General features: G+C 73.3%; 12 protein-coding genes and 2 pseudogenes. 8 read left to right on the forward strand and 6 right to left on the reverse strand.

From position 1 onward, the window contains the following. Positions 1-123 precede the first annotated feature (123 nt). Complete coding sequence (locus NCC78_RS05790) at positions 124-2,637, reverse strand: putative bifunctional diguanylate cyclase/phosphodiesterase (protein ID WP_250792125.1); 2,514 nt, start codon at positions 2,635-2,637, stop codon at positions 124-126. Positions 2,638-3,249: 612 nt separating this feature from the next. Here NCC78_RS05790 and NCC78_RS05795 point away from each other — a divergent pair. The 6 genes and pseudogenes from NCC78_RS05795 to NCC78_RS05820 form a co-directional block, all read left to right on the forward strand. After that, a pseudogene (locus NCC78_RS05795) lies at positions 3,250-3,804 on the forward strand (AfsR/SARP family transcriptional regulator); the annotation flags it as partial. Between the two features lie 156 nt (positions 3,805-3,960). Then, a complete protein-coding gene (locus NCC78_RS05800) occupies positions 3,961-6,228 on the forward strand; it encodes an ATP-binding protein (RefSeq protein WP_250792149.1) in 2,268 nt (755 codons plus the stop codon). A 295-nt stretch (positions 6,229-6,523) separates the two neighbouring features. Further along, positions 6,524-7,015 carry a cyclic pyranopterin monophosphate synthase MoaC gene (gene moaC / locus NCC78_RS05805; RefSeq protein ID WP_250792127.1) on the forward strand — a complete coding sequence of 164 codons (492 nt, stop codon included), beginning with the start codon at positions 6,524-6,526 and terminating at the stop codon, positions 7,013-7,015. Continuing rightward, positions 7,012-7,482, forward strand: coding sequence for a MogA/MoaB family molybdenum cofactor biosynthesis protein (locus tag NCC78_RS05810; RefSeq protein WP_250792129.1), 471 nt, complete (start codon positions 7,012-7,014; stop codon positions 7,480-7,482). Before moaC ends, NCC78_RS05810 begins: the two co-directional genes overlap by 4 nt. Positions 7,483-7,548: 66 nt before the next feature. Continuing rightward, a complete protein-coding gene (locus NCC78_RS05815) occupies positions 7,549-8,808 on the forward strand; it encodes a molybdopterin molybdotransferase MoeA (RefSeq protein ID WP_250792131.1) in 1,260 nt (419 codons plus the stop codon). Further along, positions 8,805-9,233 carry a molybdenum cofactor biosynthesis protein MoaE gene (locus NCC78_RS05820; protein ID WP_250792133.1) on the forward strand — a complete coding sequence of 143 codons (429 nt, stop codon included), beginning with the start codon at positions 8,805-8,807 and terminating at the stop codon, positions 9,231-9,233. Before NCC78_RS05815 ends, NCC78_RS05820 begins: the two co-directional genes overlap by 4 nt. A gap of 81 nt (positions 9,234-9,314) precedes the next feature. Here NCC78_RS05820 and NCC78_RS05825 read toward each other — a convergent pair whose 3' ends face one another. Both NCC78_RS05825 and NCC78_RS05830 read right to left on the reverse strand, forming a co-directional pair. Beyond that, complete coding sequence (locus NCC78_RS05825) at positions 9,315-10,757, reverse strand: glycosyltransferase 87 family protein (RefSeq protein WP_250792135.1); 1,443 nt, start codon at positions 10,755-10,757, stop codon at positions 9,315-9,317. A 215-nt stretch (positions 10,758-10,972) separates the two neighbouring features. Next, complete coding sequence (locus NCC78_RS05830; RefSeq protein ID WP_250792137.1) at positions 10,973-11,518, reverse strand: DoxX family protein; 546 nt, start codon at positions 11,516-11,518, stop codon at positions 10,973-10,975. Positions 11,519-11,653: 135 nt separating this feature from the next. On the opposite strand from NCC78_RS05830, the gene NCC78_RS05835 reads away from it, so the two are divergent. Then, positions 11,654-12,199 carry a GNAT family N-acetyltransferase gene (locus tag NCC78_RS05835; protein WP_250792139.1) on the forward strand — a complete coding sequence of 182 codons (546 nt, stop codon included), beginning with the start codon at positions 11,654-11,656 and terminating at the stop codon, positions 12,197-12,199. A gap of 60 nt (positions 12,200-12,259) precedes the next feature. Here the strand turns inward: NCC78_RS05835 and NCC78_RS05840 are convergent, their stop codons facing one another. The 3 genes and pseudogenes from NCC78_RS05840 to NCC78_RS05850 all read right to left on the reverse strand — a co-directional run. Beyond that, positions 12,260-13,501, reverse strand: coding sequence for an ATP-binding protein (locus NCC78_RS05840; RefSeq protein ID WP_250792141.1), 1,242 nt, complete (start codon positions 13,499-13,501; stop codon positions 12,260-12,262). Positions 13,502-13,631: 130 nt separating this feature from the next. After that, positions 13,632-14,048, reverse strand: coding sequence for an LppU/SCO3897 family protein (locus tag NCC78_RS32180; RefSeq protein WP_308220866.1), 417 nt, complete (start codon positions 14,046-14,048; stop codon positions 13,632-13,634). 509 nt (positions 14,049-14,557) lie between these two features. Further along, positions 14,558-15,046: pseudogene (locus tag NCC78_RS05850) on the reverse strand (LppU/SCO3897 family protein); the annotation flags it as partial. 415 nt (positions 15,047-15,461) lie between these two features. Between NCC78_RS05850 and NCC78_RS05855 the strand changes: the two are divergent. Beyond that, positions 15,462-16,469, forward strand: a complete 1,008-nt coding sequence (locus NCC78_RS05855) for an EamA family transporter (RefSeq protein ID WP_250792145.1) — start codon at positions 15,462-15,464, stop codon at positions 16,467-16,469. Positions 16,470-16,587 lie beyond the last annotated feature (118 nt).

A 16,587-nucleotide genomic window follows, 5' to 3' on the forward strand; every position in this document is an offset into this window, starting at 1 on the left:
CGGCGGGAGACCCGGCCGCCGCCCGTGCGCGTGATCCAATCGGGGCGTCGGGATCCGGGAGCGGCCGGCCGGGGACGCCACGGCCGGCGGTGTCCCGAGGCGGTCACTGCCGCCGGGGCGTCCTCAGGCGGGCAGGTGGCGGTCGGTGCGACCGCGTCCGCCCTGTCGGCGGCCTGGGGCGAGCCGGATCACCGCGCCGGCGTCGTGCAGCGGCGGGGCGAGGACACCGGGGCTGCCGCCGGAGCCGCGCCTGAGCGTCGCGAGCAGCGTGCCGGCGGGCATCGGCCGGGCGAAGAGGTGCCCCTGGCCGGCGGCGCAGCCCAGCTCCCAGAGCGCGCGGCGCTGCGGCTCGCTCTCCACCCCCTCGGCCACCACCGCGAGGTTCAGGCTGCGGCCCAGGTCGAGGGTGGAGCGGATGACGGCGGCGGCCTCGGCGGAACTCTCCATCGCCGTCACGAAGCTGCGGTCGATCTTCAGCTCGTGCACCGGGATCCGGGAGAGCAGCGACAGGGACGAGTAGCCGGTGCCGAAGTCGTCCAACGCCAACCGGACCCCCTCGTCCCGCAACCGGCTGAGCACCCGGTCGACCACGTCGAGCTGGCTGAGCGTCAGCGTCTCGGTCAGCTCCAGCACCAGCCGGTCGGGAGGCAGGTCGTGGGCCCGCAGCCGGGCCAGCACCGAGCCGGGGAATCGGGCGTCGAGGAGGCTGCGCGGTGACACGTTGACCGCCACCGGCACGTCGAAGCCGGCGTCGCGCCAGCCGCTCGCCGCGATCAGCGCCTGGTCGAGGATCGCCTCGGCGAAGGCCGGGAGGAGGCCCGAGCGCTCCACCGCCTCCAGGAAGCGCAGCGGGTCGATCATCCCGTGGGTCGGGTGGTGCCAGCGGGCCAGCGCCTCGGCGCCGGTCACCGCGCCGGTGCCCAGGTCGACGATGGGCTGGAAGTTGACCGTGAACTCGTGGTCGGCGACGGCGCGGGGCAGGTCGCCGCCGAGGGCCAGCCGGCCCAGGTCGGCGGTGTCCCGGGTCGGGGCGTATGTGGAGATCCGCTGCCCGGCCCGCTTGGCCTGGTACATCGCCACGTCCGCGCGGCGCAGCAGCTCCGCCACGCCTCCGGTGGCCGGGGCGGCGGCGATCCCGCCGCTCGCCTCGACGCTGATCCGCATGCCGTCGAGGTCGAACGGCTCGTGCAGCGCGGCGAGCAGGGTCTCGGCGCGGTGCGCGGCCACCGCCGGGGCCGGCAGGCCCCGCAGGAGCACGGCGAACTCGTCGCCGCCCAACCGGGCCACCAGGTCGCTGTCCTGTGCGGCGCTCCGCAGCCGGGCGGCGACCTGCACCAGGACCTGGTCCCCGGCGGCGTGCCCGAGGGTGTCGTTGACCTCCTTGAAGTGGTTGAGGTCGATCAGCACCAGCGCGGTCACCCCGTCGGCGTGCCTCGTGCTGAGCTGCTCGGTGCCCTGGTCGAGCAGGTGCCGCCGGTTGGCCAGCCCGGTCAGCGCGTCGTGCGTGGCGGCGTAGGCGTGCTCGTCGGCGACCCGGGCCAGCTCGGCGTACGCCTGCGCGTTGCGCACTGCCGTGCAGAGCGCCGAGGCGAAGGTACGCAGCGTGTACCGCTCCCGCTCGGAGAGCTGCACCGGCCCACGGAACCGCAGCCGCAGCACGCCCACGTCGACCGCCCGGTCGTGCCCCTCCAGCGCGGCCGGGACCACCGTGCCGGCCACGGTGGTCGGCTCGCCGGCGGGCCCGTCGTAGGTGATGGTGCCGGCGCCGCCGCGGACGGTGCGGCCGCCCTCGCGCAGCTCGATCTCGATCTCGTCGGCGGAGAAGAGCTCGGCGGCCTGGGTGACAGCGGTGGTGAGGACCTTGTCCAGGTCGACCACGTTGAGCGCGTCGGTGGTGCGCGCGAGCCGCTGCCACGCCTGCTGCTCGGTCCGACCCCGAACCCGGGAGGAGTGCAGGAGGTGAAGGCTGAGCACGAGCGGAGGCACGGTGAGGAGGAGGCGGCTGTCGATTCTGAGGATGAGGACCGTTCCGATGATGACCAGGAGACGGGCGAGTGCCCCCGCCAGCCGAAGACCCAGGTCCTCCCGGAACAGCGCGCCGAGCCGCGTCCCGGTGGCCATCGCGATGACCGGCAGGGTGATCAGCTCATCCACCACCACCGCCGCCACGTACGCGATCGCGAGGGGACCGACGACACCGGATGATCCGGCCTCACCCACCTGCCAGCCGGTGGCATTCAGGACGAGTCCCGCCGCCGTCGCCACGATCATGTTCTTGCCGACGCCGAACGCCGCTCTGAGCGGAACCACCCGCGTCAGGGCCGTGGCGATCGCGACGCCGACCCCGGTGGCCAGGACCACCATCGACATCGGTGCCACCGCTAGACCGATCATGACGGCCGTCTCGGTCCAGGCGATGTTGTGGTGGGTCGCCCGGATCCGGACCCGAACCGTCACCCTGAAGCCGACCGCAACCAGCGAGACGAGCGCCAACCAGAGCAGGGCCGCGTCTCTCGCGCCGAGGTGCGGAAGGTGGGCCGCGGAGACACTTCCGGCAACCGCGGCCAGAAAGACGACGAGACCGATTAGCGGCAGTAGCCGCCGATCGGTCCCAGTCTGTCGGTCTCGTGGAGCCACCCGTCGTCCTCATGTAGTCACCGGGCTGCGCTCCGCAAGGGTACTTCGATTGCTCTTCTCACAGAAGGTGGCTCAGGTCCATTCGTGCGACTTCATTGTGACCCCCAGCTGATAGCGGTAACTGCTTTCGTTGGGCCAGAGCCTAGGGGGGATTGCCGCTGGTTTGGAACGATAAATGTCCCTATGCGCAATATGAGCCAATACGACGATGGTTTGTCACGTTGCGTCCGCTGATCCTGACGGACCGCGCAGGCGATTTCGCAATGCACCCGTCCGGTCGCTCTCCGCTACGTCGCCGCGCACACATGAATAAGTCTGACAACCGCAGCGGGTCGAACCCATCAACGGTTCGGTCCGTGTGATGGACGCTTTCGGTCCTCGGATTCCAAACCTGACGGATCCACTGTCGCATCGGGCGACCGCCTCCCTTCTGCCGGCGGCTAGGCTGCACGCAGTGATCAGCTGAATACCCGCACGGTCAAGCAGAGGAACTGGGTGGAGATTCGCGTCCTCGGCGGTCTGGTGGTGCAACTTGCCTCAGGCACACTGCATCTGGGTACGCCGAAGCAGCGCACTGTTCTGGCCCTGCTGGCCACGCAGTCCCGGCAGCTCGTGACGGTCGAGCAGCTCGTCGATGAGCTGTGGCCGGAGAAGCCCCCGCCGTCCGCCGTACCGAACGTCCGCACCTATGCCGCCAACCTTCGCCGGACCTTCGAGGCGGACGAGGCGGGTCGCGGCATGCTGGTCCGGCAACGTGACGGCTACCGTCTCGACCTGGAACCGGATCGGGTGGACGTCAACCGCTTCACAGCCGAGTGCGGCGAAGCCCGAGACCTGCTGCGGGCGGGCGATCCGGGGAGAGCGGCGAATCTGTTCGTCCGGGCGGTGGCACGGTGGCGCGGACCCATGCTCGCCGGGGTATCGCTGGGACCGTTCCTGTCCGCCCGCGTCGCGGCCGCCACGGAGGAGCGGCTGCTCGCCACGGAACTGCTCGCCGAGGCGCAGATCCGGCTGCGGCAGCACGATCGGGCGGTGCCGCTGCTCCGAGAATTCCTGGGCGTTCACCCGCTCCGCGAGCCGGCACACCTTCTCCTGATGCGAGCGCTGTACCAGCGTGGTGATCACGCAGGGGCTGTCGCGGCCTACCATGCGGCGCGCGCAGTGCTGCTCGAGCAACTCGGCATCGAACCAGGGGCCGAACTTCAGCGACTGCACGACGCGATCCTCCGGAGAGACCCGGCAGGCGCACCCGAACCACCCTTCCCGATCACCGGGACGCAGCCTCCGGCCAGGACGCGGTCTCCGGTGCACCAGGACCGGCCGGTGGAACCCGGCAGCTGGCTACCGAGGGCCGTGCCGGACTTCGTCGGCCGGACGGAAACCATCGCCCGCCTGACGGCCGAGACCCGGCGGATCGAGGATCACGCGTCAGTCGTGCACGTCATCGACGGCATGGCCGGCAGCGGCAAGACGACCCTCGCGGTGCAACTCGCCCGCCGAGAGTTCCTCCGCTACCCGGACGCCCAGCTCTTCATCGATCTGCGTGGGCACGGTGACCGGCAGCCCGTGGAGGCGGCGGCGGCGCTGGCCACTCTCCTGCGCCAACTCGGAGTGCCCGGCGGGCGGATCCCGGCGGAACTCGAACGCCGGATCGAACTCTGGCGACGAGAACTGGCTGGTCGGCGCAGCGTCGTCGTCCTCGACAACGCCGCCAGTGCCGAGCAGGTCCTTCCGCTGCTCCCGGTGGTTCCGGGGACGGTCATGATCGTGACCTCCCGCCGGCGACTTCCCGGGCTGGACATCGGGCCACCGGAGTCGTTGCCGCTGATGACAACCGCGGAGGGGATCGCACTGCTGGCCTCGGCGGCCGGGGCGGAGCGGGTGGCGGCGGAGCCCGCCGCGGCCGCCGCGGTGGTGGACCGGTGCGGACACCTCCCACTGGCGATCAGGCTCGCCGGATCACGACTGGCTCACCGACCCGGTTGGCGGGTGGCGGACCTTGCCGACCTGCTGGCCGAGGGCGCCGGTGGCATCAGCCAACTCGCCCTGCGGGACCGCACGGTGGCTGGCGCATTCGCCACTTCCTATGAACCGCTGGACGAATCCACAAAACGGCTCTTCCGGCGACTGTCCATTCACCCCGGGGCCAATTTCAGTGTGCCAATGGTCGCGGCGCTGGGTCGACTTCCGCTGCCGGCGGCGGCTGCGGCATTGGACGAGTTGGTTGACGGACACCTGATCGAGGAGGTGAGCACCGGACAATACCGCATGCACGACCTGATCCGTCAGTATGCGACCGAGCTGTCATCGCGCAGCGATCCGCCCGCCGACCGGGATTCGTCCCGGGCGGAGCTGCTCGACTTCGTCCTCCATTCCTCACTCCTCGCCGCTGAAGTGCTGGAACCGGGCTTCATCCGTACGCACATGGCCGTCGGGGCACCCCGGCGACCGGATCTCGTCGAAGCGCTCGGCCCCCCGAAAATAGAGTGGCTCGAAAACGGACGGCCGGACCTCGTCGCCATGGTCGTCTGCGCCCGGGAGAACGGGCACCACGAGTACGCGTGGCGCCTGGCCAGGGTCCTGTGGCGGTTCTGCTACATCCGCGCGTACTTCGACGACATCATCCTCACCCACCGGCAGGGACTGGCTGCCGCGCTGGCTGTCGGCGACGAGGGCGGGACCGCCGTCATGAACAACTATCTCGCCTCCGCCTACGTGCGGACGGGCGACTACCGGGGTGCCCTGAAGCATCTGACCGCTGCTGTCGCGATCTGCGAGCGGCGGGGAGACCGGGCGAACCTCTTCAGGTACCGCGCGAACCTTGTCGTCGTGTACTGGCTCCGGGGTGACCTGCGGAAGGCGGTGGCGGTCGGCATGGAGTGCCTGCGGGACCCCAGGGGCTACGGCCCGGACGACGTTCCTGTCGGCCTGCCGAACCTGGGGCTGGCCCTGGCGACGCTCGGGCAGCACGAGGAGGCGTTGCGGATGCATCGCATGCACCTCTACTGGGCCCGCACGCACCACAACTACTTCCACATCCTCAACGCGTTGAGTCACATCGGCTCGGTCAAGGCCCGCATGGGTCGGTACCCCGAAGCCGTCCGGGCGTTGCGGGCGGCGTTGGCCCTACGGGACCGCACCGGCCATCGCTACGCCGAGCCTGAGGCTCAGAACGATCTCGGCATCGCACTGCGCGGCCTGGGGCGTACCGACGACGCCGTCCGTCAGCACGAACTGGCTCGGAAACTGGCCGTCGACATCGGCGAGCGGCATGTCGAGGCGGCCGCGCTCAACGACCTGGGACTGACTCTCGCCGCGTCGGGGGCACGCGAGCGGTCCGCACAGATGCACGAGACCGCACTCCGGCTGGCGACCAGGATCGCCCACCCGTACGAGCAGGGGCGGGCGCTGGCCGGGCTGGCCGAGTACCACGCGCCCACCGACCTCGCCGAGGCGCGACGGCACTGGGAGCGGGCGTTGGCGATCTTCCGCCGGATGGGCGTGCCGGAGCGGTTCGACGTGCAGCGTCGCCTCGCGGAGACGGCGGAGACCGTCCTCCGGGCGGCCGCAGGACCCCGGGAAGCCGGCTGAGCGGCGCTTATCGGGTTCTTATCGTCGCGCCCGTTAGCGTCCTGTCCGTTCGACGGACGGGGGAGGTTCTGCCTCGGGGCAGGACCGCGTCGTCGAGACGCTCGCCGTCAAGGTCCCCCCCAGCGACTTCGGCGGCGGGTAAGTGAGGAAGGAGCGGCGTGCGGTTACCCGACGGGTCGATTGCACCCCGACCCGGAAGGGGAGCCGGCGCCGCTCCTTCCGACTCGAGGGATCGCCGGAAGCCGACGGGCCGAGGACGGCGGTCGGGTCGTACCGGACGGATAGGCTCGCCACCGTGACCGATCCCGCGCAGCTCACCCACGTCGATCCGGCGGGCGCGGCCCGCATGGTCGACGTCTCCGCCAAGGCGGTCACCGGCCGCCTGGCCGTCGCCGCCGGCCGGCTCCGCACCACGCCCGAGGTGGTGGAGCTGCTGCGCCGCGACGGCCTGCCCAAGGGCGACGCGCTCGCGGTCGGCCGGCTCGCCGGCATCATGGGCGCGAAGCGCACCCCCGACCTGATCCCGCTCTGCCACCCCATCGCCCTGCACGGGGTCACGGTCGACCTGACGCTCACCGGCGACACCGTCGAGATCACCGCCACCGCGCGGACCGCGGACCGCACCGGGGTGGAGATGGAGGCGCTGACGGCCGTTGCGGTCGCCGGGCTGGCGCTGGTCGACATGGTCAAGGCCGTCGACCCGGCGGCGAGCGTCGACGCCGTGCGGGTGCTGCGCAAGGAAGGCGGCAAGACCGGCGAGTGGATCCGTCCGGAGGACCGGCCGTGATCCGGGCGCGGGTGGTGGTGGCCTCCAACCGGGCCTCCGCCGGGGTGTACGCCGACACCAGCGGCCCCCTGCTCGCCGCCGGTCTGCGCGACCTCGGCTGCGAGGTGGACGAGCCGGTCGTGGTGCCCGACGGCGAGCCGGTCGGCGAGGCGCTCCGGGCCGCCCTCACCGACGGGATCGACGTCGTGCTGACCAGCGGCGGCACGGGCATCAACCCGTCGGACCGCACCCCGGAGGTCACCCGGGCGCTGCTCGACCACGAGATCCCCGGCATCGCCGAGGCGATCCGGGCGCACAGCCGGGACAGGGTGCCCACCGCCGCCCTCTCCCGCGGGATCGCCGGCGTGGTCGGCCGGATGCTGGTCGTCAACCTGCCCGGCTCGACCGGCGGGGCGCGCGACGGGCTCGCCGTGCTCGGCCCGATCCTCACCCACGCCGTCGACCAGCTCCGCGGCGGCGACCACTGATCCGCCGGCGGCGTCGACGGTGACCACTGACACGGCGGCGGTCGGGCCACCCGATAGGCTCGGCGGGTGAGCACGGAAACCGCACCGGCCGCCGACCGGGTCGCCGCGCCCCCGCCGGCCGGCTGGGAAGAGGCGCGCTCCCGGGTGTACGCGGTCGGCCTGGCCGCCGCGCTCCCCGCCGTCAGCCGGCCGCTCGCCGACATCGACGGGCACACCCTCGCGGAGCCGTTGACCACCCGGACGGACCTGCCCGCCTTCCCCACCTCCAGCGTGGACGGCTGGGCGGTGCGCGGCGCCGGGCCGTGGCGGGTGGTCGGGCGGGTGCTGGCCGGCGGCACGCCGGAGCCGCTGGCCGAGGAGGGAACGACCGTCGAGATCGCCACCGGCGCGATGGTGCCGGAGGGCACCACCGCGGTGCTGCGCGTCGAGGAGTCCCGGCGTACCCCGGACGGTCTGGTCGAGGGCACGCCGCGGCCGGCGCCGGAGTGGCGCGAGCCCGGCGAGGAGGCGTACGCCGGGGAGGAGCTTCTTCCCGCCGGCACCCCCGTCGACCCGGCGCTGATCGGCCTGGCCGCCTCCTGCGGGCACGACAGCCTGCGGGTCCGCCGGCAGCCCCGCGCTGCGCTGCTGGTCTTCGGCGACGAGTTGCTGACCGCCGGCCCGCCCGGCGCGGGACGGGTCCGGGACGCGCTCGGGCCGGCGGTGCCGGCCTGGCTGCGCCGGTACGGCTGCGTGGTCCGTCCCTCCGACGTGGTGGGGCCGGTGGCGGACACGCTCCCCGCGCACGTGGCCGCCCTGCGCGCCGCGCTGAACAACGCCGACCTGGTCTGCACCACCGGTGGCACGATGCACGGCCCGGTCGACCACCTGCATCCGACGTTGGAGGCGCTGGGCGCCGACTACGTGGTCAACACGGTCGCCGTGCGGCCCGGTTTCCCGATGCTGCTGGCCCGGCTGGTATCCGCCGACGGGCGGGTCCGCTTCGTCGCCGGCCTGCCGGGCAACCCGCAGTCCGCCGTCGTCGCCCTGGTCTCGCTGGTCGCGCCGCTGCTGGCGGGCCTGGTCGGCCGCCCGATGCCGGTGCTGCCGCACGCCACGCTCGCCGAGCCGGTCCCGGGCCGGGGCGAACACACCCACCTGGCGCTGGTCCGACTCGACCGGGCCGCCGGGACCGCGCATCCGGTCCGGCACGTCGGCTCGGCGATGCTGCGGGGGCTGGCCGGCGCGGACGGGTTCGCGGTCATCCGCCCGGGCACCTCCGGTGAGCCGGGCGACCGCGTGCCGGTCGTGCCGCTGCCGCTGCTGCCCGGGGAGCGTGCGTCGTGACCGCGCCGGCGACGACGTTCGGCGAGGTGACCGACCGGGCGCTCGACCTGGCCGCGCACGAGGCGGCGGTCGCCGACCGCCGGGCCGGCGCCGTGGTGTCGTTCCAGGGCGTGGTCCGCGACCACGACCACGGCCGCGCGGTGACCAGCCTGGAGTACGAGGGCCACCCCAGCGCCGAGCGGGTGCTGCGGGAGGTCGCCGCCGAGGTGGCCGCCGACCCCGACGTGTACGCGGTGGCGGTGTCGCACCGGGTCGGCCCGCTCGCCATCGGCGACGTGGCCCTGGTCGCGGCGGTCAGCACCGCCCACCGGGCCGCCGCGTTCGCGGCCTGCGCCCGGCTGGTCGACGAGGTCAAGGCCCGGCTGCCGATCTGGAAGCGGCAGGTGTTCGCCGACGGCACCGAGGAGTGGGTGAACTGCCCCTGACCGACCCGGCGTGCCCTCGCCACCGGCGGACCGCCCGGGCCGCCGCCGATCAGCGGCGGGGATCTCTCCGGCCGCCGCCGGTCAGCGGCGGACGTTGACCGCCGTCGGACGGCCCAGCCGGTCGGCGTAGAAGGCCGGCTCGGCGCCCGGACGCCACGGCAGCGCGGCGACCAGCAGGATCAGCGCCAGCGCCAGGGAGTTCTCCATCAGGGCGCCGAAGAGGCCGTCCTGGTAGTGCGAGACCTCGGGGAGCTGGTGCTCGTACGGCCAGATCGGGGAGACCAGGAAGAGCAGGTAGAGCCCGACCGCCGCGACACCGTGCCGGAGCCCGGTCAGCGTCGGGTACCAGATCGGCGGGCGCAGCCCATTCACGCCCGGCAGCCCGCCGTAGGCGCCCTGGCCGGCCCGTTGGGCCAGCCCGCGGCTGGCGTCGCGGCGGCGTACCGCGGCGTCGGCCAGCACGATGATCGCCGGGATCACCCAGACCAGGTGGTGCGTCCAGGAGATCGGGCTGATCACGTTGGCGGTGAGGCCGACCAGGGTGAACGCGGTCAGCTCGTCACCGTCGGCGCGGGCGTTGGCGGCCCGGGACAATCCGAGCGCGAGCATCAGCACCGCGAACGACAGCCAGAGCAGGCCGGGCGTCTCGATCGAGTCGTAGAGCCGGGCCAGCAGCCCGGCCAGCGACTGGTTGGGCGTCATGTCGGCGGCGCCGACCCGCTCGGTCTGCCAGAGCACCCCGCCGAAGTAGGCCCGGGACTCGGTGCCGACGATGGCGAACGAGCCGAGGGTCACCGCGATCACCGTGCCGACGGCGGTCGTCGCCGCCCGCCACTGCCGGGTGATCATCAGGTAGACGATGAACAGGGCCGGGGTCAGCTTGACCGCGGTGGCCAGGCCGATGCCCACGCCGGCCCAGGCGCCGCCGTAGACGAACCGCAGCAGCGGACCGTCGGTGTCGGCGACGTGCGTGCCCCGCCGGGACCGCCAGCGCAGACCGATCAGGTCGGCCATGATCAACGCGAAGAGGAGCAGGTTCACCTGGCCGTAGCCGAGGGTCTCCCGGGCCGGCTCGATGGCGACCGCCAGCGGCGTCGCGATGGCCACGGTGAACCAGAGCGGCCAGCCCAGCCGGTCGACGATCGGGCGGAGCAGACCGGCCAGCACGACCGCCAGGGCGGCGATGCTGGCGAGCGCGTTCACCAGACCGGCCATCCCGATCGGCAGGTTGGCCATCGGAAGCATGACCAGACCGGCGAAGGGCGGGTACGTGAAACCCAGGGTGGTGCCGGGCGCGATGAACTCATAGAGCTCGTGGCCGCTCGCCCACCACACCACCGCGCCGTGGTAGATCTTCATGTCGAAGAAGTTGTACGGCCGCCCGAATGCGCCGATGGCAAGCCATGCGGCGTAGGCGACGGCGGCCACGATGCCGGTCCGTACGACTGTCCTACGATCGATCCCACGCGTTACGCGACGGACTGGGGCGAAGCGGTCCACCCTCCTACCGACGATCGCCGGCATGGCGTGGCCACCCCCGTACCAAGGTCGTCCTACCCGTCCAGGTCCTGCACGGAGCCTAGAACGGCGCCTCACGTCATTGCCTCCCGCGTTATGCGACCGTGTCCGATCCCACACATGTTTTTGACATTTCCACCGCGTTAACGCCTACCGGGTGGTTCAGGTGATTCGCGGCCTTGGCGTGGTGGGATCCGGCGGAGGGGAGGTATTGACGCAGGTCAGCCGGGGAGTCGTCGGGCCGTCGCAGCCGATCGTACGGCGATCCGCGCCTCCCGGCGGGCGGTACGGACGGCTCGCTGCACGGAACTTCGGGAGTGCCCGATCCGGTGACCGGTCCGCCACCGCAGGCTCGGCTTCCCCTCGGTGTCGGCGGCGGCGAGCAGCAGCCCGCCGAAGAGACCGAGGTTCTTCAGGAAGTGGACCTGGTTGTTGTTGCGCATCGTCGGGTCGTCGTTGCTCCAGAAGGGATGCCCGGCGATGGTCACCGGGACCAGCGTGCCGGCGAGGACCAGCGCCGCCGGCCGGGTGAGTTTCCCGGTGGCGAGCATCAGCCCGGCGCCGAGCTGCACCGCCGAATTGACCTTGATGAGGGTCAGGGTGTCGGTGGGGATGCGGGGGTCGGCCCGCTCCAGCAGCGGCGTCACCCGGTCCGTCACCGGCTTCGCGGCGGCGGCCAGCCGCTCCGGGTTCATCAGGTTGCGAGCCCCGCTGACCACGAAGATGCCGCTCAACATGACACGGGCGAGGGAACGTACGGGTTTCATGGCTCAGTCATACCCCTTCACCGGGTCAACTACCCCTGCAACCGCTGATCCCACAGGGGCCGACATGGACGTCACGCCACACCGATTCGAGCGACCGTCGCGGATGGACCCGTCCCGCCGGGTAACGTCCCCCGGGTGACGACGCTGCGGCTCCGACCCGAGGACCCGGCCGACACCGGCGCGGTCCGTCGGGTGCTGGCCGCCGCCTTCGCCCGTCCCGACGTGGCCACCCCACCCGAGGTGGGGCTGGTCGACGAGCTGCGCGACAGCGACGCCTGGCTGCCCAAGCTGGCCATGGTCGCCGAGTACGGCGGCGAGGTCGTCGGCTACGCCCTGTTCACCCGCGTCCGGGTCAAGTCCGACGCCGGCACCGCCCCGGCGCTGTCCCTGGGCCCGGTGGCGGTCGCACCGCACCGGCAGCGCATCGGTCTCGGCACGGCGGTGGTGCAGGCCGGCCTGGACGCGGCCACCGAGCTGGGGGAACGGCTGGTGGTGGTGCTCGGGGACCCGGCCTGGTACCGCCGGTTCGGGTTCAGCCGCGCCGACCGGATGGGCCTGACCAGCCCCTGGTCGGGGCTCGGCGAGCCCTGGCAGGCGCTGGTGCTCCCACCGACCACCAGCGGCGAGGCGCCCGCACCTCGGGGCGAGGTCGCCTTCCCGACTGCCTGGTCCCGCGTCTGACCACGATCGGGTGACCCCGGGCGCCCGCGACCGGCGCCGGTGGCCGCTCCGCTGGTGCGATCAGGCCGGCTGGGTGCGGAGGTAGCGGCCGAAGTGGGGGACGGTGAAGGCCACGGTGCCGCGCTCGCCGGAGTAGATCAGACCCTTCTTGATGAGCGCGTCCCGGGCGGGGGAGAGGCTGGCCGGCTTGCGGCCGAGGGCGCGGGCGATCTCCGCGGTGGGCACGGCGGCGTCCATGTCGTCCCGTCCGCCGCCGTCGGCCTCCCCCTCCACCAGGGAGAGCGTGGCCATCGCCCGCATGTACTCCCGCTCGGCCGGGGTGGCCCGCTCGAACCGGGAGCCGAAGAAGCCGACGGCCAGCTCCGCCTCGGCCTCCGGCGCGGCCACCCGGACGTCGGCGGCGGTGATCGGTGAGCGGGGCGCGTGGTCCCAGGTGGCCTTGCCGTACGCCTGGACGAAGTAGGGGTAGCCGCCGGACTTCTCGTAGAGCAGGTCGAGCGCCTTCTGCTCGTACTCGACATCCTCGCGCTCGGCCGGCGCGCAGAGCGCCTGGTCGGCGGCGATCCGGTCCAGCCGGTCGATGCGCTGGTAGCGGAAGAGCCGTTCGGAGTACGACTTGGCGGCGCTGAGCACGGCCGGCAGGTGGGGCAGCCCGGCGCCGACCACGATCAGCGGCGCGCCGAGCTGGGACAGCTCGTGGCAGGCGGCGCAGAGCGCGGAGACGTCCTCGGGGCCGAGGTCCTGCATCTCGTCGATGAAGATCGCGATGCCGGTGCCGACGTCCGCGGCGACCGCGGCGGCGTCGGTGAGCAGTTCGACCAGGTCGATCTCGATGTCACCGGAGTCGGCGCGGCCGCTGGCGGCGACGACGTCGATGCCGGGCTGCCAGCGGTCGCGCAGCTTCGGGGCGGTGCCGCCGCGACCGGTGGACGCGGAGCGCTGGGCGAACGCCTTGAGCACGCCGAGGAAGGCGTCGATCCGGTCGGGGGCGCGGTGTCGGGGGGCCAGTTCGCGGACCGCCATGTGCAGCGCGGCGGCGACCGGGCGGCGCAGCGACTGGTCCGGCCGGGCCTCGATCTTGCCGCTGCCCCAGAGGTGGTTGATGGCCTGCGACCGCAGGGTGTTGAGCAGCACGGTCTTGCCCACGCCGCGCAGCCCGGTGAGCATCAGGCTGCGCTCGGGCCGCCCGCGCGCGATGCGTTCCAGCACGACGTCGAAGACGTCCAGCTCCCGCCCCCGCCCGGCCAGCTCGGGCGGGCGCTGGCCGGCGCCCGGGGCGTACGGGTTGCGGACCGGATCCACGCATCGCACAGTATCGGGCTGTCTAGCTGCGGGGCTAGACATGCGTAGATGGGGCTACCGGCGTGTCGGCACCGTCGAGACAAAACTAGGGCTGTCTAGCATCCACGCTAGACAGCCCTAGTTTCGGCAATCAGTCCCGTTCCCTCAGGCAGAGCACGTAGTCCAGGACGTCGACCGAGTTGTCGTGCACGTAGTTCGCCGTCGCCTGTGGAGCCCGGGTTTTGCAGCGGTCGCCGTCCGTGGTGGCCGGGATCCGCAGCAGCACCTCGTAGGTCTTCGGGCCGCAGGGCACCTTGCGCAGCTCGGCGTCGTCGTCGGAGCCGTCGTTGACCACGCAGTCACCCTTGGCGAAGTCGTCGTCCTCCTCGCTCGGGCTCGGCTGCACGGTGTTCGGCGCTACGCCCGGCGTCCCCGTCGGCTCGGCCGGCGCGCTCGTGGCCGGGGCGGAGATCGTCGGTTCGTCGTCCTCGCCGGCCTGCCACACCGCCCAACCGGCGAGCGCGAGGCAGGGGCAGAGCAGGAGCAGCGCCACCAGACCGATGATCAGCGCGACCTTCCGGCCGGTCCGCTTCGCCGGCGGGGCGGGCGGCATTCCGTAGCCGCCCGGCACCGGCGGCGGGGCGCCCCACTGGCCGCCGGGCGTCGGCCCGGCCGGGGGGAACGGCCCGGCCGGCGGGTAGCCACCCTGCTCCGCCGGCGACTGTCCTCCGGGCGGGGGTGGATAACCGGACCCGGAGGTCGGTGGCGGGTAGCCGCCGGGCGGCGGATAGCCGGCCCCGGACGGCGGCTGCGGCGGCTGGCTCCACATCGGTGTGGTCGGCGGCTCCGGCTGCCCCCACTGGGGTGCGGTCGGCGGTTCCGCATCGCCGGGGCCGGGCTGCCCCCACCGGGGGGCCGTCGGCGGTTCCGCATCGCCGGGGCCGGGCTGCCCCCACTGGGGCAGGGTCGGATCGACGGGAGGCGGACCGCCCGGGGTGCCGGGCGGTCGCTGGTACGGGTCGTCCGGCTGCCCGGGTGGTCCGTAGGTTGTCATCTCTTCCCCAGGGGTGCGGTGGCTCAGCGCTGCTTCAGGCAGAGCACGAAGTCGAGGGTGTCCAGCTCGCTGTCGAAGAAGTACCAGTTGGTGTAGCCGTCGACCTTGGCGCACTTCGCCGCGGCGTCCTTCTCCCCACTGGTCGCCCCGTCGATCCGGCGCAGCACCTCGTACGACTTCGGGGCGCACTCGGTGATCAGCAGCTTGGGCTTGCCACCGGCCGGACCCTCGTTGCGCACGCACTGGCCGGCCTTGACGAACCGCGGGTCGGCGGAGGACTCGGGGGCCGGCCCGCTCGGCACCGGCGCCGGCTCGCTCGCCGGGGCACCGGTCCCGGCGGGCTCGCTCGGCGCGGCCGCGGGCGCCGGGTCGTCGTCCTGGCCGAGCAGGTAGAACACCGCCGCCCCGCCGCCGAGGACCAGCACCAGCACGGCCGCCAGCACCGCGATCATCGGCCCCCGGCGCCGCTTGCGCTGCGACGGCGGCGTGGGATCACCGGCGTACGCGACGGGTCCGGTGCCGCCGTCCCAGGAGGCGTACGGCTGCTCGGGCGCCCGGTACGGTCCGCCGCCGTAACCCGGTGTCGGCCCGCCCCGCTGGTACGGTCCGCCGCCGTACCCCGGTGTCGGCTGGCCCTGGTGGTACCCCCCGGAGGCGTACCCCGGCGCCGGGTCGCCCTGCCGGTACGGCGCCGCGCCGTAGCCTGATCCCTGCGGATACGGTGCGTTCGGGTCGTCCCACCCGCCCTGGCCGGGCGCCCCCGCCGGCGGGCCGTACGACTCGTCGGGCCGCTGCCCCCGCCACGGCTCCGGGTCCGCACCGCCCGGTGGTCCGTAGTTCGCCATGCACGCCCTCCTGCACGAGTGGTGAGAGGCCGGCCACCAACGAGAGACGCCGGTGCCCAGGCCACCGTAGCGTGGTCCACCGATGAGCTCACGTCCGCCAAGTGCGTCACTGCCCGCCGGCCCGACGACCGCCGCCGCCCCGGCCACCGCCCCGCCGGCCCTGGTCTGGACGGCGCTGCTGCTGGTCTACGTCCTTTGGGGTTCCACCTATCTCGGCATCCGGATCGCCGTGGAGTCCCTGCCGCCGCTCGGCTCGGCGGCCCTCCGGTTCGCCGCCGCCGGCCTCGTGCTCGCCGTCGTGCTGCGGCTGCGCCGCGGCCCGGGGGCGCTGCGGGTCGACCGGCGGCAGCTCGGCTCCGCCGCGCTCGTCGGGGTGCTGCTGCTGGCCGGCGGCAACGGGCTGGTGGTGCTCGCCGAGTCCGGCCCGGCCGGCGTCGCGGTGCCCTCCGGGATCGCCGCGCTGCTGGTGGCCACCGTCCCGCTGCTGGTGGTGGTGCTGCGTACCGCCACCGGCGACCGGCCCCGGTCCTGGACGCTGGGCGGGGTGAGCGTGGGCTTCGTCGGCCTGGTGCTGCTGGTGCTGCCCACCGGCGGCGCCGACGACGTGCCGATCGCCGGGGCGCTGACCGTGGTCGTGGCGGCCGCCAGCTGGTCGGTGGGCTCGTTCCTCTCCGGACGGATGCGGATGCCCACCGACCCGTTCGTGGCCACCGTCTACGAGATGTTCGCCGGCGCGACGATGCTCGCCGTCCTCGCGGTCGGCCGGGGCGAGCTGCGCGGCTTCGACCCGGGCGCGGTGACCGACCGGTCGTGGCTCGCACTCGCGTACCTGATGGTGGCCGGGTCACTGGTCGCCTTCACCGCGTACGTCTGGCTGCTGCACCACGCCCCGATCTCGCTGGTCTCGACGTACGCCTACGTCAACCCGGCGGTCGCGGTGGGGCTCGGCGCGCTGGTCGCCGCGGAGCCGGTCACCGCCCAGGTGCTGCTCGGCGGCGCGGTCATCGTGGCCGGGGTGGCGCTGGTGGTCAGCACCGAACGACCCCGACGGGCCGCGCGGGGGACCACGGCGGAGGCGTCGCGCCGGTAACGTCCGGCCGGTGTCCGTCGGGCCGCTGCTGACCGTCGCGCTGCTCGGCGCCGTGGCCGGCCTCGTCGCGCCCCGGGTCGCCCGTCGCTTCGCCGGGCCGGGGCGCCGGCCCGACGGC

It is taken from the genome of Micromonospora phytophila (genome assembly GCF_023656545.1).
GTDB lineage: Bacteria > Actinomycetota > Actinomycetes > Mycobacteriales > Micromonosporaceae > Micromonospora > Micromonospora phytophila.